Source organism: Aeromonas sp. s10, from assembly GCF_040907975.1.
Classification (GTDB): domain Bacteria; phylum Pseudomonadota; class Gammaproteobacteria; order Enterobacterales; family Aeromonadaceae; genus Aeromonas; species Aeromonas caviae.
Map to the genome: position 1 here is coordinate 44828 of NZ_JBFOCV010000011.1, position 16956 is coordinate 61783.

A 16956-nucleotide genomic window follows, 5' to 3' on the forward strand; every position below is an offset into this window, starting at 1 on the left:
CGGCGTGACTCCACCATCGTCCATTTAACAAAACGTTAACCGATGGCAACCTTCAGCGAAAATATCATTGAGGTAGTGAAAAAACAATACAGAACCGAGGTATTTGGTGTTTTATCTGTATTTTTATTGGCCTATTGAGTATTTTTCAGCACTTTGTCTGCATAAAATCCATTTTTTGTCGCACCTTCCCTACCGCTCTTTTATACCCGCAGCTCACTGGTAGCAAGCATATTTCACCATATCCGCCAGATGTCACCCAAAAGGACTTTATTCACCCGGGCAGATTCCCCTTCTCTCGTCATTTCATGGGGATGAAATTGATTTTTCAGGTGATGTGGCCCTCTTTCCCCGTTTGCGTACAGAGCCGACTGTCATCAAAAAACACAACAATATGATAAAAAAGTCCCGTATGGGCCATGCTGATGCACAGATCCGTGACACAGGTGCAACAAGTCGTGATAAGGTGCCGTTTTTCCACGTTTTGTGATCGAGGCCCCGATGTTGCTCAATGTGTTGCTGATCCTGCTGCCGCTCGTGATCGGCTATCTGGTTCCCCTCTCTTCCGCCCGTCTGATCAAGCTGGTCAACCAGTCCCTGGGCAAGATGGTCTACCTCATCCTGTTCCTGATGGGGCTGGGACTGGCCTATGTGGAGAACCTGGGCAGCAACCTGGCAGTGATCTTCAAGGTGGCAGGGGTGATGCTCGCCGCCATTACCCTCTGCAACCTGCTGGCCCTGTGGTGGCTGGACAAACGCAGCCCCCCCACCCACGAGGCCAGCGACGGCAAGATGCCGAGCAAGCTGCACCTGTTGTGGGAATCCCTCCAGCTCTGTTTCGTGGTGCTGGGGGGCGTCTTGCTGGGGCTGGTGGTGGACCTGCGCGCCCTGCCCATCGACAAGTGGAGCGAGTGGGCCCTGATGCTGCTGCTCTTGCTCATCGGCATCCAGATGCGCAACTCCGGCATGCGCCTGCGCCAGATCCTGCTCAACCCCTGGGGCATGAAGATCGCGCTCACCGTCATCCTCAGCAGCTGGCTCGGCAGCCTGCTGGCCGCCCAGCTGCTCGGCATGCCCTTTGCCCATGGCCTCGCGATGAGCTCCAGTTTTGGCTGGTATTCGCTCTCCGGCATCCTGGTAGCGGACAAGCTGGGCCCGGTGCTGGGCTCCGCCGCCTTCATCAACGATCTGGGGCGCGAGCTTATCGCCATCCTCATCATCCCCGTGCTGATGCGCCGCCACCCCAGCGCCGCCATCGGCTACGGCGGCGCGACGGCGCTTGACTTCACCCTGCCTGTCATCCAGAAATCCGGCGGCATCCAGGTGGTGCCGGTGGCCATCGTCTCCGGCTTTATCCTGAGCCTGCTCGGCCCCATTCTGATCCTGGGGTTTCTCGCCATCTGAACCCCATGGCACGACAAAGCCCGGCACTGCTGCCGGGCTTTTTGTTGATGAACTGAGCGGGCTGGATGACAGACGCCGGTATTCAGGTGCGCCACCGGCCCCCACTCATCACCCGCTCGATAGCGAACGTATCAGGATCGATCAGCAGCAGATCCGCATCCTGCCCTACCCCCAGGGTACCCTTGCTCGCAAGCCCCAGCGCCCTGGCCGGATTGGCCGTCACTACCGCCAGAGCCGTCTCCAGTGCCACCCCCTTGCCGCAGGCCGCCACCACCTCCTGCCACAGGCTCCCTATCTGGCCACAGCGCAGCTCGATGAGACGCCCCTCGCCGTCAAAGCGCGGCAGACTGGCGTTGGCGTCCGAGCTGAAGCTGATGCGATCCACGGGCACGCCGGCCGCCAGCAACGCCACCAGGGCGTCGGCCGCGAGCCGCTCCCCGTCATCCAGCAGGTCCGGGAAGCTCGACGTGGTGAGGTCGACCCAGCCGCCTGCCCGACCCCACTCGATGGCCTCGGCAAAGAGCCAGGGATTGCGGTTGCAGTGAGTGGGGTAGAGCTGGCGAAGCGGGATGTCGGTGTCATCGCGCAGGGCCCGCAGGGGCGCCAGCGCCCCGCGGCCATCTCCCAGGTGAAAGAAGCTGACGCCACTTTTGCCCGACAACAGCCCGGCCACCCGCGCCTCGCTCGCCAGGCGCGCCAGCTCGTCGTGGGTGGGGGCGCTGGACCTGTGATCGCTGATGGCCACCTCCCCCACCCCCAGCACTTCGGGGATCAGCATGATGTCCGACTCCACCGTGCCGGTGAGGGTCTTGACCGGCAGGTGGTAGGAGCCGGTGTACATGAAGGCGCTCACCCCGGCGGCGCGAAACTCGCGTACCTTGCCGAGCACCTGGGCCGGGCTGCGGGTCAGGCTGTCGGTGCCGAGCGCCGCCACGAGTGTGGTGACCCCCGCCGCCAGAGCTTCCCTTGCCGAGAGCTCCGGCGTGCGAAAGCCGAAGCCTCCCTCGCCGCCCCCTCCCGTGATATGGGCGAGCGGGTCTACCAGTCCGGGCACCAGATAGCGGCCGCCAGCGTCCACCCGCGTCAGTGGCCAGTCGGCCGGAACCGTCAGTCCCTTGCCCATCCAGGCGATGCGGCCATCCGCCACCAGCAGGTCCTGCTGGCCGAGCGGGGCCGGACTATGGATCTGCGCACCCTCGATCAGGGTCAACATGGGGTCTCTCCTTGCTGCATGAAAAAGGAGGGAGCAGGCTCCCTCCGACTGTTACCCATCAACCGCCATAGATATCGTACTTGAAGTACTTCCGGTTGATCTCCTGATACTTGCCGTTGGCGCGCAGGGCCTTGATGGCGTCGTTCAGCCTGGCCCTGAGATCCTGATCCCCCTTGCGCACCGCGATCCCCATGCCGTCGCCAAACCATTGACGGTCGGTCAGGGCCGGCCCCACATAGTCGAACTTGTCGCCCCCTTCCTTGCCAAGCAACCCCTGTTCGATGGCCGAGGCGTCTGCCAGCAGGGCCAGCACCCGTCCCGCCTTCAGGTCGAGGTAGGCTTCATCGGCACTGCCGTAACGCACTATGGTGACGCTGGAGCCGAAGTTGTCGGTCAGGTACTTGTCGTGGGTGGTGGCCCGCTGCACGCCGATGCGCTTGCCCGCCATCCCTTCCGGCGTCAGCGTCAGTTCGGTGCCCCTGGCCGCCACGAAGCGGTTGGGAATGTGGGCATATTTCTCGGTGAAGTCGACCTTCTTGCGCCGCTCGTCGGTGATCGACATGGCGGCGATGATGGCGTCGTACTTGCGCGACAGCAGGGCCGGGATCATGCCGTCCCAATCCTGGGCCACCAGTTCGCACCTGACGGCCATCTGCTGGCACAGGGCGTTGGCAAGATCGATGTCAAATCCCTTGATCTCTCCGGACGCATCGGTCCATGAGAAGGGTGGATAGGCCCCCTCCACGCCAAAGCGTACCGTCTTCCACTCCTTGGCGGTGACGGGGGCGGCGAGCAGACAGGCAGCAACAAGGGCTGACAGGGTCAGTGTGGTCTTCATCGTGAGTACTCCATTACATAAAAAGCGCACAGGCGCGGTCAAGGCATCGCAGGCAGAGGCAAGCGATGGCCAACAAACGGCAAATTGCAGATGAGCGGGATTACGCCGCCATGGGCGTCAATGAACTGCTCCGGGGCCTCGACCTATTCGTCGAACCACTCGGAGAGATAGAAAGGCTTGAAGTAGAAGGCCAGAAAAAAGCCTCTGGCTTTGCGCATCATGGTGATTTGTCGCGTCCTGTGACAAAGATGGCAATCACCTTACCACGCCTCAAATTTGCCCGGCAAGGGGACTTGGGGATGAAACATCCTGCCCATGGTCAATCCGGCCACGATTCGTTAGGCTCGGATCACCCGTTCACGCCCAGGCACGCGAGCCCCATCCCATGAATTTTCTCGCCCACCTCCATCTGGCGGCCCATACCGGCAGCTCCCTCACCGGCAACCTGCTGGGGGACTTCATCAAGGGCCCGCTGCCGACGGGTCTGGCTGACCACTTCGACGAGGGGATCTGGCTGCACCGCAAGATAGACGCCTTCACCGATGCCCACCCGGCCCATCGGGCCGCCGTGGCGAGCTTCGAGGCCCCCTGGCGCCGATTCGGCGGCATTGTGGTGGACATGCTCTACGATCACTGGCTCAGCCAGCACTGGCAGAGGTTCAGCGCAGCCCCCCTGCCCCGCTTTCTGGCGCAGAGCTATGGTCAACTTCTCCTGGATCATCACAGCCTGCCACAGGGCCTGCCGATGGCCCTGCGGCACATGGCCGAGCAGGACTGGCTGGCCTCCTACCTGTACCGGGAAGGGGTGGGAGCGGCCCTCAACGGCATCGGTCGTCGGCTGCGCCGCCCCGTGCCGCTCGGGGAGGCGCTCCACGCCCTGGATCAGGCTCGCTGGACTGAGGCCGAGCACGCCTTCCTGCACTTCTACCCGGAGCTGATGCGCTTTTGCGAGGCGCAGATCGCCGCCCACCGCACGGCCACCTCATCCCCACCATAAAAAAACGCCCCGAGCGGGGCGTTGTCATCGGGGGAATGCTCAGGCCTTGGGGCTGGCCGGCAGGAAGCGAAACGCCTTGGCCGGGACGAATTTCTCCGCCGTCTCCCCCGCATAGAGCTGCTGCTCGGTCAGGGGCAACTTGCGCACCGGGGCCCCCGCGGTGAGATCCAGCTTGTCCATGCTCACCCAGAAGGTGTTGGGCAGATGGGTCAGCTCGAAGAAATAGCGGCGATGCTGCTGATCCGCCACGCTGCGCCACAGGGTGGTGGAGATGTTGGGCTGATCCGGGGTGCTGATCCCCATGGGTACCGAGACGTTGCGCATCACGCTCATCACCCCGGCCACCGCCTCGTTGGCCTGGTCGGTCTTTGGCAGGGTCTTGATGTAGAAGGAGGCGCGGGCAAAACGGTCCGCCGAGCGGTTGGTGCCGGGCAGCATGGTGAGACCGCCAATCTCCTCCCAGTAGTCGTTGAGAGCCAGTTGCTTGTCAAAGGTCGGCGAGTTGGTCATCACCTGATAACTGCGGTCGTGGTAGATCTGCAGCTTGCCCCCCACGTACTGGAAGATGGCGGAATCGCCGCTCGCATCGGAGAGGGAGAGGTGCAGCTGGCCCGGCTTGCCATCCGGGGTCAGGGTGGTCACCACATAGAACTCGTCCTTCGACAGGGCGGCGACCGCATCGGCCACGGTGGCGAAGTTGTCCAGCGCGTACTGGGCCCAGAGCGAGATGGAGAGAGTCTTGCGCGGATCCTTGTCGCTCGGGGTCACATACTCGGACTCGGTCAGATAGAGGAGGTTGGCCACCAGCCCCTTCTCGTTCATGCCGTCGGCGGTGCCCGCATCGAAACCTGCCGCCACCACGGAGCCGTAGCGCGACGTCCACGTCATGGAGTGCGCACCAGCCTCCCCTTCCCGCGCGATGCCACGGGGCAGCGCCCAGAGATTGGTCGGCATGGCGCTGCGCCAGTCCATGGTACGACCGGTCACCACCAGCGCTCCCTCCCCCTGATAGACGGCGCGGGTACAGGCATCGGCGAGGGAACTGACGGAGAGGGAGACGGTCAGGGCCAGCAGGGTCTTGTGCAACAGGGGGGAACGCAGGATTTTCATATGGATCACTCGAGTCTGGTGAAAACACAAGCATACCCCTTTTTGCATAACAGGGGCTGACTGAGGCTGGCAAACCAGGTGGCAGATCTGTCAACAGAGGTACTGCCCTGCCAATCAGCGATCAATATCCATAAATTAATCAAAGAGATAAGCAAGCCACTTCGGGGCGATACCGCCAGATGCCATTCGCTGGCTTGCGTCGGTTTCAGACACATTCCCTGCCCGCCAGCAGGCGGACAGGGAGGGGCTCAGCCTTCCTTCTTGCGGATACTCAGCCCCAGCTCGCGGCCGCGCAGGCGGGCATAATAGATGGTGCCCACAAACGCCAGGGTGGTGAGCACCAGCTCCACCACCGCCAACCACCGCTCCCCCTCATCCGTGGTGATCAGGGTCAGGGCGTGCAGGAAGTAGGGCATCAGCACGAAGTTGCCCCAGGCGTGGGTGTAGGGATTGCCCTGCACTATGCCCTTGAGGGGGAAGAGCAGCGGCACCGTCCAGATCACCGGCAACAGCCAGGGGGCGAGATCCGGGTGGGGCGAGAGCCACAGATGCCAGAGCAGCACCCAGGCCAGCAGGCCGAAAAAACCGGCCAGGGTCAGCAGGCGGGCGAAGCGGGTGGTCACTTGAGGATCTCCAGCACCTGCTCGGGCGGACGACCGATGCGGGCCTGCCCGTTCTTGATGACGATGGGGCGCTCGATGAGCTTGGGGTGCTGGTGCATGGCACGAATGAGATCATCGCCGCTCACCTCGCCGAGCCCCAGCTCCTTGTAGAGATCTTCCTTGGTGCGCATCAGCTGTCGGGGATCCGTGAAGCCAAGCTGACTCAGGAGGGTGCGGATCTGTGCCTCGCTCGGTGCCTGCTCCAGATAGAGCACCACCTCGGGGGCGACCCCGTGCTGTTCCAGCAAGGCCAGGGTTTCACGGCTCTTGGAGCAGCGCGGATTGTGGTAGATTTGGGTCTCGCTCATGATAACTCCCTGATTAATCGCAAGATGGGACAAGAAATGGCGCTATTGTAGGGGAAACGGATGGTCAGGGTAAGCGGGAAGGCTATGGAAATGAAACGGATCTGTTGGCTGATTGTGGCAACCCTGCTGGGGGCCTGCAGCCCGGCACCCGACTTCACCGACGGCGCGGGAAAGAAGGTCAGCCTCGCGGATCTCGGTGGCAAACCGCTGCTGGTCAACTACTTCGCTCCCTGGTGCGCCCCCTGCCTGCGGGAGATGCCCCTGCTGGCAACATTGCACCAGGAAGGTCAGATCCGGGTGATCGCCATCAACTATGATCCCGCCTCCCCCGCCGAACTGACCGAGCTGGCAAGGCGCCACGCCATCAGGGTTCCCCTGATGATCCCGGATGACGACGCCCGCCTCCCGTTCCCAAGGCCCGGGGCGCTGCCCACCAGCTATCTGCTCGATGCCAGGGGCACGCTGCTGGAGACCCTGGTGGGGGAGCTGGACGAGCAGAAGATAGGCGAGATAAAACGCCGCGTGGCGAGCGCCCCATAGCAGAGCCATCCATCATTCTCATTTCTTCATCATCAAGATGCGCTGAAACCGATGAAAGGCCCTATTTTAGCCTGCAAAACAAGGCGGGGTGCCCCCAAAGGAGCACCCCGCCTGCCATCAACCCGCTCCGGACTCAGCCCTTGAGGCTGTCCAGATCCTTCTTGGCCCGCTCCAGCTGGGTGATGCGCGCCTCGATGCGGGCCAGGGTCAGCTTGTCACTGGTGGTGCCCCGGGCCACGATCAGTTCGTCGATGGCCGCCTGATAGTCCCCGCGCAGGGAGAGGGTCTCCGCCCGCGCCATGTGCAGGTCCGTCATCCTGCCCGCCTTGCGGTAGGCGTCCGACAGCAGGCTCCAGGCCAGGCTGTTCTCGTCGTGCTCACGGGCATAAGGGTCCAGGATGGCGATGGACTTCTTGTAGTTGCCCCCCTCCAGATAGGCGTTGCCGAGGTTCACCACCACCACCTCGTTGTCCGGCATCCGGGTGCGGAAGCGCTCCAGTCTGGCGATGGCCTGGGCGCTGCGCCCCTTGGCGAGATCGATGTCGGTCAGGGCATCCACCACGAAGAGATCCTCCGGGTGACGGGTCGCCAGCTCCTGCATCAGGGTATCGGCCTCGTCGGTGCGCTTGAGCTGCAACAGGGCCAGCGCCTTGCCATAGATGGCGGCATCCTTGAGGGGGTAATCTCCCTTCTGCAGGCGGCTGTCGAAGTAGGTGAGCAGCGCCTGGGGCGTCTCGGTGCCATAGCGCACCTGGATGCGTACCTTGGCCAGCCAGAAGTCCAGGCTCGGCGGCAGGGCGCGCGCGCCATAGCTCCCTGCCCGGGCTCGGGCTTCGCTGATCCGGGTCTCCGGCAGGGGGTGAGTCAGCAGCATCTCCGGCGGCTTGCTGGCATAGCGGTACTCCGCCGCCAGCTTCTGGAAGAAGTTGGCCATGCCCATGGGATCGAATCCGGCGTCATACAGCGTCTTCATGCCGATGCGATCCGCCTCGTATTCGTTGTCCCGGGTGTAGTTGATGGCCGACTGCATCGACAAGCCAAGCGTGGTCTGCAAGGCCGCGATGCCGGCGGTGGGGTTGATCACCGCGAGTGCAATGGAGCCCACCAGGCCGGCCAGGGTCATGGCGGAGCTGCTCGCCTGTGCCTCCATGTAACGGGCAATGTGACGCTGGGTCACGTGGGTGATTTCGTGGGCCAGTACCGAGGCCAGCTCGCTCTCGCTCTCGGCGTAGAGGAAGAGGCCGGTGTGCACCTTGACCCGGCCACCGAGGAAGGCCGCCGCGTTGATACTGGGATCGTTGATGAGGAAGAAGGTGAACGGGAAGCGCACCCCGTCGGCATTGGTCAGCAGCCGCTGGCCCAGATCGTCGATGTATTCGTTGAGCACGGGGTCATCGATGATAGGCAGGCCCGCCCGGGCAAAACGCATGAAGGCGTTGCCGTAGCGCACCTCCTGCTCGATGGGCAGTGCGGCGACCCCGGCGGTACCGATGTCGGGCAACTGGTTGCTCCCCTGGGCGTGGAAGGTCGCCCCCATCAGGGTGACCAACAGGGGAAGCGATGCTATCAGGGGGGAAAAACGTGCCACGTTATCTCTATCTCCAATCAGACCCCAGCGGGCATCGGCAGAATACCCTTGCCATTCAAGGCCCACAAGCGTTGTTTCATCCTCTCATCACGGCCATAATGACCGCCACGCACGCGATGGAGTTCTCATGGAACAGCTCGACCTGACCCCCTGGCGTTGTCCCGAGCCCCTCATCCGGCTCAAGCTCTGGTTGCGCCAGGCCCGGCCCGGTCAATCCGTGTGCATCCAGCTCGGGGATGCTGGCTCCCGGCAGGATATTCCCGCCTATCTGCGCCGTCAGGGTCACCATGTCCAGACCCGGGAAGAGTCAGCTGCCCGCCTCTCCCTGCTGCTCGTCGTTGCCCGTCCCCCCCGGGACGCCCTGCTCGCCCCCGAGCCCATGCCACCCACCCCGTGAGCCGCCATTCAAGGAAGCCTCGATGTTAGATGTATTGAAGCGCTGGTATCAGACCCGTTTTTCCGACCCCGATGCCGTCACCCTCTTCCTGCTGCTGGTCTTCTGCTTTGCCGTGCTCTGGCTGTTTGGGGATCTGCTGGCACCGCTGCTGGTGGCCCTGGTGATGGCCTATCTGCTGGAGTGGCCGGTGAGTCGCCTGCAACGGGGCGGCCTCTCTCGCACCGTCGCTACCAGCCTGATCCTGCTGTTGTTCATCACGGTGACGACCCTGATGCTGCTGGGCCTCATCCCGACGCTGGTGAGCCAGGGGGTCAACCTGGCCAAGGAGGCCCCCGCCATGCTGGCCCATGCCCAGGACTATGTGCGCACCCTGCCGGAAAAATACCCCGAGATCATCGACGTCAGCCTGGTGGAAACCATCATCGACAACATTCGCCAGCGCATCCTGACCGGCGGCGAACAACTGGTGAGCGCCTCTTTGAGCTCCCTCATCAACGTGGTGGCCATCCTCATCTACGCCATCCTGGTGCCCCTGATGGTCTTCTTCATGCTCAAGGACAAACAGGTGCTGATGGGCGGCCTGCGCCGCTTCCTGCCCCGCAACCGCACCCTGGTGAACCGGGTCTGGGTGGAGATGAACGACCAGATCATCAACTACATCCGCGGCAAAGTGATCGAGATCGTCATCGTCGGCATCGCCACCTATGTGCCCTTCGCCCTGATGGGATTGCGCTACTCCGCCCTGCTGGCGGTGGCGGTCGGCTTCTCGGTGCTGATCCCCTACATAGGCGCCGCCGCGGTGACCGTGCCGGTGGCCATGGTGGCCCTGTTCCAGTGGGGGCTGACCCCCGACTTCGCCTGGCTGATGGTGGCCTATTTCGTGATCCAGGCCCTCGACGGCAACCTGCTGGTCCCCCTGCTCTTCTCCGAGGCGGTCAACCTGCACCCGGTGGCCATCATCATCGCCGTGCTGGTGTTTGGCGGTTTGTGGGGCTTTTGGGGCGTCTTCTTCGCCATTCCCCTCGCCACACTGGTCAAAGCGGTGCTCAACGCCTGGCCCAAGCGGGAAGATCTCCCCCGCCCCGCCCCCTGACCCTGGCAAGGGGCGAGGCCGGGTCTCGCCCCTTCCAGATATCGGCCACCAGCAGCACCTCCGTGACGCTGGCTCATGCTTGCCTTGTCGGGTTTAATTGAAAACCGACATCCGTTTGACTTGCTACGCCGGTCTGATTCGTTCCCACTGCCCACCCACCGACAAGGATCTGTCATGTCCCCAGTCCCTGCCCTGCGCCATGCCTCTTTGGGTGCCTTTCTGGCACTGCTGTTCTGTTCTCCCGTCCGGGCAGACCTCGATATCGGGGCCCTCAGCGCCTTCTCCAGCGACAGCCCTGACAGCCCCATTCCCAAGGGGCTGGTGCTGGGCGGGGCCGTCATCGGCGGTCAGGCCCGTTACCAGCACCAGGACGATACCCTGATGCCCATCCCGGGAGCCCTCTATTTTGGTGACAACCTGATGTATCTGGGGGATCGGGCCCGCTACTACCTGAGCCGCAATGGCAACCTCTCGACCTATGCCTTCGGCCGGATGCGCTTTGGCAACCTGGACCCGGACGACGATCCCTTCCTCCATGGCATGGAGAAGCGCAAGGGGCAGTTCGAAGCGGGGTTCGGGGCCGATCTCATCACTCCCTACGCCCTCTGGAGCGTGCGGGCCACCACGGATGTGACCGGCACCAGCAACGGTCAGGAGCTGATGCTGTGGGCCAACTTCCCCATCATCCGCGGTCCCCTGCTGCTGATGCCGGGAGCCGGCGTCATGCTGCGCAGCCACAACCTCGCCAACTACTACTTCGGCGGTGTCTCGCAAGACGAAGCGAGGGCGGACAGGCCGGCGTGGAACACGGGCACCACCCTCTCCCCCATGGTCTCCCTCATCGGCAGCTATCGCTTCAGCGCCAACTGGATTGGCGGCTTTGGCATCAACTACGAGCGCTACGACGACGACATCGCGGACAGCCCCATCGTCCAGCATCAGGGAGAACTCTATGCAGGCTTCGGGGTGGGCTACATCTGGTAGCCCCATCCGGGCTCGACAACAAAAAAGGAGCCCATGGCTCCTTTTTTACCGCTATCCGGCGCAGCGTCACCCTGCCACTTCGGCGAGAAATTCGGCGAGCGCCCGGTTGATGAACGCGGGGTTCTCCAAGGTCGAGATGTGACCGGCCCCCGGGATCTCCCTGAACGGGCACCCCAGCACCTCGGCCATCAGATACCCCTCCAGCACAGGGCGAGCCTTGTCCTCGCACCCCGTCATCACCAGTGCGGGCAGCCTCATCTCTTCGAGCCAGTCGATGCGATCCTCCCGGGTCACGAAGCTGCGCCCCACCGCCACCAGGCTCGCCACCTTGTCGGCGGGCCATTGGGCCAGCCGTGCCTTGAAACCGGCCATCAGGGCCGCGTCCGGTTGATGGGCGAAGAAGAGCGGCGCCACCTGATCGGCGATGGGCGCAGGCACGGCGCCGACCTGTTCGATCATCGCCAGCATGCCGAGATAGCGCTCGCAGGTGATCTGGGGTTCAAGGCCGACGAAGCTGTCCATCAGCACCAGGCCCTTGAGGCGAGCAGGCGCCATGCGCGCCAGCTCCACGCCCCACATGCCACCGATGGAGAGCCCCACCAGCACGCACTCGTCGATGCCGAGGGCATCGAGCAGCGCCAGGTGATCCCGGGCCAGGGTCGCCAGGGTGCAGGGCCCCTCGGGCAGCACATCGGAATCCCCGTGCCCCCAAAGCTCGGGCACGATGCAGCGATACTGCTCCTTGAGGGCCTCGATTTGCGGTGCCCACATGGCACTGTCCCACAGGTAGCTGTGGCCAAAGAGCAGTGCCGGACCCTGCCCCTCGTCCAGATAGGCCATGCGGCGACCCGCTATCTCCATAAACTGCTTCATGTTTTCTCCTGTTGCCAGCGGCGATGAAACTGGCTTTCCTATTTTTCTATTGCCAGCGGCTGATGAGGCGGCAGTGTAACACGCCACCCTTGGCAGGGGTGCCCGCCTGGTGCAAGCTGGAGAGACTCACATCGAGGAGTCACCAAGGAGAGGATGATGGCCAAGGAAAAGAGCAAGAAACGCCCCCGTCTGGACAAGAAGACCTACGAACATCACCTGGCCCACCTGCAGGAGGAGCTGGTCAAGTTGCAGGAGTGGGTCAAGCAGGAGGGGCTCAAAGTGGTGGTGCTGTTCGAGGGGCGCGACGCCGCGGGCAAGGGGGGCGTCATCAAGGCGATCACCGAACCCCTCAACCCCCGGGTCTGCCGGGTCACCGCCCTGCCCGCCCCCTCGGATCGGGAGCGTACCCAGTGGTACTTCCAGCGCTACGTGGCGCACCTGCCCTCGGCGGGCGAGATGGTGCTGTTTGACCGCTCCTGGTACAACCGGGCCGGGGTCGAACGGGTGATGGGCTTTTGCAGCGACGACGAGTATCGCGAATTCCTGCGCGCCTGCCCCGAATTCGAGCGGATGTTGATCCGCTCCGGCATCACCCTCATCAAATACTGGTTCTCGGTCAGCGACGAAGAGCAGGAGAAACGCTTCAAGGAGCGCATCAACACTCCCATCAAGCGCTGGAAATTCAGCCCCATGGATCTGCAATCCCGCTCCCGCTGGGTCGAGTATTCCCGCGCCAAGGATGACATGTTCACCTACACGGATACCGAGGATTGCCCCTGGTTCGTGGTGGACGCCGACGACAAGCGCCGCGCCCGCCTCAACTGCATCTCCCACCTCCTTGGCAAGGTGCCCTACGAGGCGATCCACTACGAGCCCATCACCCTGCCTCCCATCAAGACCGAAGGGTATGAGCGCCCTCCGCTCACCAGCCAGCACTTCGTGCCGGACGTCACCGCCGCCCTCGAGTCAGACAAGCACGGGCAGTGACGGGCCCCGGCCAGCCGCACCCGCTGGCCGGAACCCGGGCTTCGGATGACGGGCAATAAAAAGCCGGTCTTGCGACCGGCAAAAGGCATTGAACGTATAGAAAGGAAAACCTGGCACTCTCGCCCTCTCAGGCGCGGATATATTTGGCCGTGCGCGGGAACGCCTGCTCTTTGGCATCGAACAGGTAGCAGGCTTCGGCCGGGATGCCGATGCTGTACTCCTGGCCGGTGGCCACGTCGATGTCGGAGCTCGCCTTGACGGTGAAGTCATGACCATCCACGTCCATGTAGACGAAGGACTCGGCCCCCAGGTGTTCGGCTACCTGCACCACGCCGCTCACGCGGCTGTCGGCATGGGCATGACCCAGCGGCACCAGGTGCTCGGGGCGAATGCCCAGCTCCACCTTGTCGCCCACCGCGCCGCGACGGGCATCCACCCGGGCACGCACGGTATCGCCGGAGGTGAGCTTGACCACGCACTCCTGCTCGCCGATCTCCACCAGTTCGCCCGCCAGGAAGTTCATCTTGGGGGAGCCAATGAAGCCCGCCACGAACTTGTTGTCCGGGTTGTGGTAGAGCTCGAGGGGGGTGCCGAACTGCTCCAGGTTGGTGGCCGCCTCGCCCTTGAGCGGGCTCAGCACCACGATGCGGTTGGCCAGCGTCATGGCCTCCACCTGGTCGTGGGTCACGTAGATGATGGTGGAGTTGAGCTCCTTGTGCAGCTTGGCGATCTCGATGCGCATCTTGACCCGCAGGGCGGCGTCGAGGTTCGACAGGGGTTCGTCAAACAGGAACACCTGCGGCTGCTGCACGATGGAGCGGCCGATGGCCACCCGCTGACGCTGACCGCCAGAAAGGGCCTTGGGCTTTCTGTCCAGCAAAGGCTCGAGACCCAGGATCTCGGCGGCGCGCATCACCCGCTTGTGGATGTTCTCCTTGTCCATCTTCTTGAGCTTGAGGCCAAAAGCCATGTTCTCGTAGATGTTCATGTGCGGGTAGAGGGCGTAGGACTGGAACACCATGCCCACGTTGCGCTCCACCGGCGGCACGTCGTTCATGTAGCGCCCGCCGATGGTCAGCTCGCCGCTGGTGATGTCTTCCAGACCCGCGATCATCCGAAGCAGGGTGGACTTGCCGCAGCCGGACGGGCCGACGAAGACGATGAACTCCCCTTCCTTGATGTCGAGGTTGATGCTGCGCAGGGTGTCCTTGTGGACAGCCGGGTCGTAATTTTTGCGAACGTTGTTGAGTACTACTTCAGCCATGTCGAGCTCCGCTCTTGAATCTTTGCAAATCGTGATGACGGGGGGAGCCAGCTCCCCCGGCCATGAACCGTTAACCTTTCACGCCGCCTGCGGTCAGACCGCCCACCAGCCAGCGCTGGGCGAGCAGGAAGACGACCGTGATGGGGAAGCCTGACAGCACGGCGGCTGCGGCGAAGTCACCCCACAGGTAGTTCTGCGGATAGAGGTACTGCTGGGCCCCGACCGCCAGGGTCAGATTGTTCACATCCTGCAACAGGATGGAGGCCATGGGCACCTCGGTGATGGAGCCGATGAAGGCCAGGATGAACACCACCGCCAGAATAGGCACCGACAGGGGCAGCAGGATCAGGCGGAACGCCTGCCACGGAGTAGCGCCATCGATGGCCGCCGCCTCCTCCAGGGAGGAGTCGATGGTCTCGAAGTAGCCCTTGATGGTCCAGACGTGCAGGGCGATGCCCCCCATGTAGGCCAGGATCAGGCCGCCGTGGGTGTTGAGACCCAGCCAGGGGATGTAGTCACCGATCTTGTTGAAGAGCGCGTAGATGGCCACCAGTGCCAGCACCGCAGGGAACATCTGGAAGATCAGCATGCCCTGCAGGATGGTGGACTTGCCACGGAACCGCAGACGGGCGAAGGCGTAGGCACAGGTGGTGGAGAGCACCACTATCATCAGGGCGGTGATGCCCGCCACCTTGATGGAGTTCCACAGCCAGGTCAGCACCGGGAACGGCGGCGGCGTGATGCTGCCGTCGGCGTTGGTGATGGACATGCCGAGCGCCAGCTTCCAGTGATCCAGGGTCGGATTGGTGGGGATGATCTCCCCCACCGAGAAGTTGCCGTTACGGAACGAGATGGCGATGACCATGATCAGCGGGAAGATGATCAGTGCCAGGAAGCCCCACATCACCAGGTGGGTTGCCCACACCCGGTATTTGACTGATTTGGGTTGTACGATTGCCATGTTGAAGCCTCCTTACAGTTGCTTGTCGGCTTTGGACAATTTCAGGTTGAGCAAGGCCAGCGCACCCACGATGAGGAAGATGGCGGTGGCGATGGCACTGGCCAGACCGTAGTCCTGACCACCCGAGCCCTGGAACGCGATCCGGTAGGTGTAGCTCACCAGCAAGTCGGTGGTCCCGGCCGGCGTGGTGGCCCCGATGATGTCCGGCGCCCCGTTCGTCAACAACTGGATAAGCACGAAGTTGTTGAAGTTGAAGGCAAAGGATGCAATCAACAGCGGTGTCAGCGGCTTCATCAAGAGCGGTACGGTGATCTTGAAGAAGTTCTGTACCGGCCCCGCCCCATCCATGGCAGACGCCTCGTAGAGATCTTCCGGAATGGCCTTGAGCAGGCCCATGCAGAGGATCATCATGTAGGGGTAACCGAGCCAGGTGTTGACGATGAGGATCATCACCTTGGCCAGGAAGGGATTGGTGTACCAGTCCGGCTTGATGCCGAAGGCCGCCTCCAGGAACAGGTTGATTTCACCGAAGTTCTGGTTGAACAAGCCCTTGAACACCAGGATGGAGATGAACGCCGGTATCGCATAGGGCAGGATCAGCATGACCCGGTAGAAACCACGCCCCCTGAGCTGCTCCCACTGCACCAGACACGCCAGCACCATGCCGATCGCCAGGGTGAACGCCACCGAACAGGCGGAGAAGATCACGGTCCAGACGAAGATCTGCATGAAGGGACTCTGGATACCCGGGTCCGTCATGATGCGCATGAAGTTTTTCCAACCCACGCTCACCACGAAACCGGGGGCAACGCCCTTGCCGACGAAGTGACCTTCCGCATCGATGTACTGGTAGAAGCCGGTGTCACCGTTGGGCAGCATCAGCTCGCCGCTCTGGTTGTCACGTAGCAGGTTGCTGTCCTTGATCATGACGCCGGACTTGAGCACGGCGCCGTCGACCAGCTGGGTATAGAGCTGTTTCTGGGCGGCGAACTTGCGCAGGCTGCTCAGGGTCAGATGGATATTGCCTTCCGGCAGTACCACATCCAGGGCACTCAGGTGGGTGCGGTGATCGACGATGGCACGAATGGGTGCCGCCTCGCCGACCGTGGCCCCGCCCAGAGGCTGCAACTGAACAACCTGGGGCTCGTCACGGACCCGTCCTTCACGGACGGCCAGGGTACGCGCCTTGTTGTTCAGCAAGGTAAGGGGTTGACTGATAAAGGATTGGTCGTCCTGTTTCAGCAGCAGCTGAAACTGATTGTTCTCACCACCCAGGAGGGTGAAATCGAATTCACCGCCGGTCACCTTGTAGGTTTTTTTCAGATGGTAATCCCGAGCCTGCTCAAGGGAGAGCAAGTTGGATCCCGAATAGTTGGTGAAGGCGATGCCGATCGTGTAGGCAAGAGGGAAGATGATAAAAACAACCATGCCTGCCACACCGGGGAAAATATAACGGTGGGCATAGGTCTTCTTGTTCATGAAGACATAGAGACCGACGGATACGACCACCAGATCGAGCAGGGCAAATACCCACTCGCCGCTGGCATACATCATCACGGCCGCATAACCATTAAGCACTGCGATCAGTGCCGCCATGGTCCATTTCAGCCAGACGTACTTGTCTTTCTTCGGACCGGCATAGGATTCGATAGAAGGTACTACTTCCATGCCAATTAACCTTTATTGCGCCAAGAGAGATTGAGAGAGTGGGAGGCCCGAAGGCCTCCCGGGTAGTGCATG

General features: G+C 62.5%; 18 protein-coding genes. 8 read left to right on the forward strand and 10 right to left on the reverse strand.

Features of this window, described 5'->3' with window-relative positions; translation table 11 throughout:
- The first annotated feature begins 498 nt into the window (after window positions 1-498).
- The gene (locus AB5Y59_RS03100; RefSeq protein ID WP_113725220.1) at window positions 499-1401 is read left to right on the forward strand and encodes a lysine exporter LysO family protein; all 903 of its coding nucleotides are present in this window, start codon (window positions 499-501) and stop codon (window positions 1399-1401) included.
- 82 nt (window positions 1402-1483) lie between these two features.
- Here AB5Y59_RS03100 and iadA read toward each other — a convergent pair whose 3' ends face one another.
- Both iadA and AB5Y59_RS03110 read right to left on the reverse strand, forming a co-directional pair.
- Window positions 1484-2614, reverse strand: coding sequence for a beta-aspartyl-peptidase (gene iadA, locus AB5Y59_RS03105; RefSeq protein WP_103243375.1), 1131 nt, complete (start codon window positions 2612-2614; stop codon window positions 1484-1486).
- A gap of 58 nt (window positions 2615-2672) precedes the next feature.
- Entirely contained in the window at window positions 2673-3452 is a 780-nt protein-coding gene (locus AB5Y59_RS03110; protein ID WP_049637107.1) for an ABC transporter substrate-binding protein, read from the reverse strand.
- Between the two features lie 65 nt (window positions 3453-3517).
- Here AB5Y59_RS03110 and AB5Y59_RS03115 point away from each other — a divergent pair, with 65 nt between their 5' ends.
- Both AB5Y59_RS03115 and AB5Y59_RS03120 read left to right on the forward strand, forming a co-directional pair.
- Window positions 3518-3841 (forward strand): hypothetical protein, encoded by a 324-nt coding sequence (locus AB5Y59_RS03115; protein ID WP_342040804.1) that lies wholly within the window; start codon window positions 3518-3520, stop codon window positions 3839-3841.
- Window positions 3838-4449 (forward strand): ACP phosphodiesterase, encoded by a 612-nt coding sequence (locus AB5Y59_RS03120; protein ID WP_342040805.1) that lies wholly within the window; start codon window positions 3838-3840, stop codon window positions 4447-4449. Before AB5Y59_RS03115 ends, AB5Y59_RS03120 begins: the two co-directional genes overlap by 4 nt.
- A gap of 39 nt (window positions 4450-4488) precedes the next feature.
- On the opposite strand, the gene AB5Y59_RS03125 is transcribed toward AB5Y59_RS03120, so the two are convergent.
- The 3 genes from AB5Y59_RS03125 to arsC form a co-directional block, all read right to left on the reverse strand.
- Entirely contained in the window at window positions 4489-5559 is a 1071-nt protein-coding gene (locus AB5Y59_RS03125; protein WP_342040806.1) for a linear amide C-N hydrolase, read from the reverse strand.
- A 248-nt stretch (window positions 5560-5807) separates the two neighbouring features.
- Window positions 5808-6182, reverse strand: coding sequence for a DUF2069 domain-containing protein (locus AB5Y59_RS03130; protein ID WP_069785092.1), 375 nt, complete (start codon window positions 6180-6182; stop codon window positions 5808-5810).
- Window positions 6179-6529, reverse strand: coding sequence for an arsenate reductase (glutaredoxin) (arsC, locus tag AB5Y59_RS03135; protein ID WP_010674260.1), 351 nt, complete (start codon window positions 6527-6529; stop codon window positions 6179-6181). Before arsC ends, AB5Y59_RS03130 begins: the two co-directional genes overlap by 4 nt.
- 60 nt (window positions 6530-6589) lie before the next feature.
- Between arsC and AB5Y59_RS03140 the strand changes: the two genes are divergently transcribed.
- The gene (locus AB5Y59_RS03140; RefSeq protein WP_342040807.1) at window positions 6590-7069 is read left to right on the forward strand and encodes a TlpA disulfide reductase family protein; all 480 of its coding nucleotides are present in this window, start codon (window positions 6590-6592) and stop codon (window positions 7067-7069) included.
- Window positions 7070-7202: 133 nt separating this feature from the next.
- On the opposite strand, the gene AB5Y59_RS03145 is transcribed toward AB5Y59_RS03140, so the two are convergent.
- Window positions 7203-8657 (reverse strand): M48 family metalloprotease, encoded by a 1455-nt coding sequence (locus AB5Y59_RS03145; RefSeq protein WP_223918331.1) that lies wholly within the window; start codon window positions 8655-8657, stop codon window positions 7203-7205.
- 127 nt (window positions 8658-8784) lie between these two features.
- Between AB5Y59_RS03145 and AB5Y59_RS03150 the strand changes: the two genes are divergently transcribed.
- The 3 genes from AB5Y59_RS03150 to AB5Y59_RS03160 all read left to right on the forward strand — a co-directional run bounded on the left by AB5Y59_RS03150 (window position 8785) and on the right by AB5Y59_RS03160 (window position 11131).
- Window positions 8785-9054: a sulfurtransferase TusA family protein gene (locus tag AB5Y59_RS03150; RefSeq protein ID WP_042880621.1), complete on the forward strand. Its 270-nt coding sequence runs from the start codon at window positions 8785-8787 to the stop codon at window positions 9052-9054.
- 22 nt (window positions 9055-9076) lie between these two features.
- Entirely contained in the window at window positions 9077-10147 is a 1071-nt protein-coding gene (locus AB5Y59_RS03155; RefSeq protein ID WP_139737166.1) for an AI-2E family transporter, read from the forward strand.
- Between the two features lie 174 nt (window positions 10148-10321).
- Window positions 10322-11131: a MipA/OmpV family protein gene (locus AB5Y59_RS03160; protein ID WP_263308507.1), complete on the forward strand. Its 810-nt coding sequence runs from the start codon at window positions 10322-10324 to the stop codon at window positions 11129-11131.
- Between the two features lie 66 nt (window positions 11132-11197).
- Here the strand turns inward: AB5Y59_RS03160 and AB5Y59_RS03165 are convergent, their stop codons facing one another.
- Window positions 11198-12004, reverse strand: coding sequence for an alpha/beta fold hydrolase (locus tag AB5Y59_RS03165; protein WP_323908705.1), 807 nt, complete (start codon window positions 12002-12004; stop codon window positions 11198-11200).
- A 156-nt stretch (window positions 12005-12160) separates the two neighbouring features.
- Between AB5Y59_RS03165 and ppk2 the strand changes: the two genes are divergently transcribed.
- On the forward strand, window positions 12161-12991 hold the full coding sequence (gene ppk2, locus AB5Y59_RS03170) for a polyphosphate kinase 2 (protein ID WP_010674253.1): 831 nt from the start codon (window positions 12161-12163) through the stop codon (window positions 12989-12991).
- A 127-nt stretch (window positions 12992-13118) separates the two neighbouring features.
- On the opposite strand, the gene AB5Y59_RS03175 is transcribed toward ppk2, so the two are convergent.
- From AB5Y59_RS03175 to malF, 3 genes are all read right to left on the reverse strand, one after another.
- Complete coding sequence (locus AB5Y59_RS03175) at window positions 13119-14255, reverse strand: ABC transporter ATP-binding protein (protein ID WP_041212788.1); 1137 nt, start codon at window positions 14253-14255, stop codon at window positions 13119-13121.
- Between the two features lie 70 nt (window positions 14256-14325).
- Window positions 14326-15216: a maltose ABC transporter permease MalG gene (gene malG / locus AB5Y59_RS03180; protein WP_010674251.1), complete on the reverse strand. Its 891-nt coding sequence runs from the start codon at window positions 15214-15216 to the stop codon at window positions 14326-14328.
- Window positions 15217-15228: 12 nt separating this feature from the next.
- On the reverse strand, window positions 15229-16884 hold the full coding sequence (gene malF, locus AB5Y59_RS03185; protein ID WP_368211474.1) for a maltose ABC transporter permease MalF: 1656 nt from the start codon (window positions 16882-16884) through the stop codon (window positions 15229-15231).
- Window positions 16885-16956: the final 72 nt, after the last annotated feature.

Bases quoted from the DNA above. Each gene is read 5' to 3' on its own strand.
- AB5Y59_RS03100 (WP_113725220.1), top strand. From the start codon at position 499: ATGTTGCTCAATGTGTTGCTGATCCTGCTGCCGCTCGTGATCGGCTAT.
- iadA (WP_103243375.1), bottom strand. From the start codon at position 2,614: ATGTTGACCCTGATCGAGGGTGCGCAGATCCATAGTCCGGCCCCGCTC.
- AB5Y59_RS03110 (WP_049637107.1), bottom strand. From the start codon at position 3,452: ATGAAGACCACACTGACCCTGTCAGCCCTTGTTGCTGCCTGTCTGCTC.
- AB5Y59_RS03115 (WP_342040804.1), top strand. From the start codon at position 3,518: ATGGCCAACAAACGGCAAATTGCAGATGAGCGGGATTACGCCGCCATG.
- AB5Y59_RS03120 (WP_342040805.1), top strand. From the start codon at position 3,838: ATGAATTTTCTCGCCCACCTCCATCTGGCGGCCCATACCGGCAGCTCC.
- AB5Y59_RS03125 (WP_342040806.1), bottom strand. From the start codon at position 5,559: ATGAAAATCCTGCGTTCCCCCCTGTTGCACAAGACCCTGCTGGCCCTG.
- arsC (WP_010674260.1), bottom strand. From the start codon at position 6,529: ATGAGCGAGACCCAAATCTACCACAATCCGCGCTGCTCCAAGAGCCGT.
- AB5Y59_RS03140 (WP_342040807.1), top strand. From the start codon at position 6,590: ATGGTCAGGGTAAGCGGGAAGGCTATGGAAATGAAACGGATCTGTTGG.
- AB5Y59_RS03150 (WP_042880621.1), top strand. From the start codon at position 8,785: ATGGAACAGCTCGACCTGACCCCCTGGCGTTGTCCCGAGCCCCTCATC.
- AB5Y59_RS03155 (WP_139737166.1), top strand. From the start codon at position 9,077: ATGTTAGATGTATTGAAGCGCTGGTATCAGACCCGTTTTTCCGACCCC.
- AB5Y59_RS03160 (WP_263308507.1), top strand. From the start codon at position 10,322: ATGTCCCCAGTCCCTGCCCTGCGCCATGCCTCTTTGGGTGCCTTTCTG.
- AB5Y59_RS03165 (WP_323908705.1), bottom strand. From the start codon at position 12,004: ATGAAGCAGTTTATGGAGATAGCGGGTCGCCGCATGGCCTATCTGGAC.
- ppk2 (WP_010674253.1), top strand. From the start codon at position 12,161: ATGGCCAAGGAAAAGAGCAAGAAACGCCCCCGTCTGGACAAGAAGACC.
- AB5Y59_RS03175 (WP_041212788.1), bottom strand. From the start codon at position 14,255: ATGGCTGAAGTAGTACTCAACAACGTTCGCAAAAATTACGACCCGGCT.
- malG (WP_010674251.1), bottom strand. From the start codon at position 15,216: ATGGCAATCGTACAACCCAAATCAGTCAAATACCGGGTGTGGGCAACC.
- malF (WP_368211474.1), bottom strand. From the start codon at position 16,884: ATGGAAGTAGTACCTTCTATCGAATCCTATGCCGGTCCGAAGAAAGAC.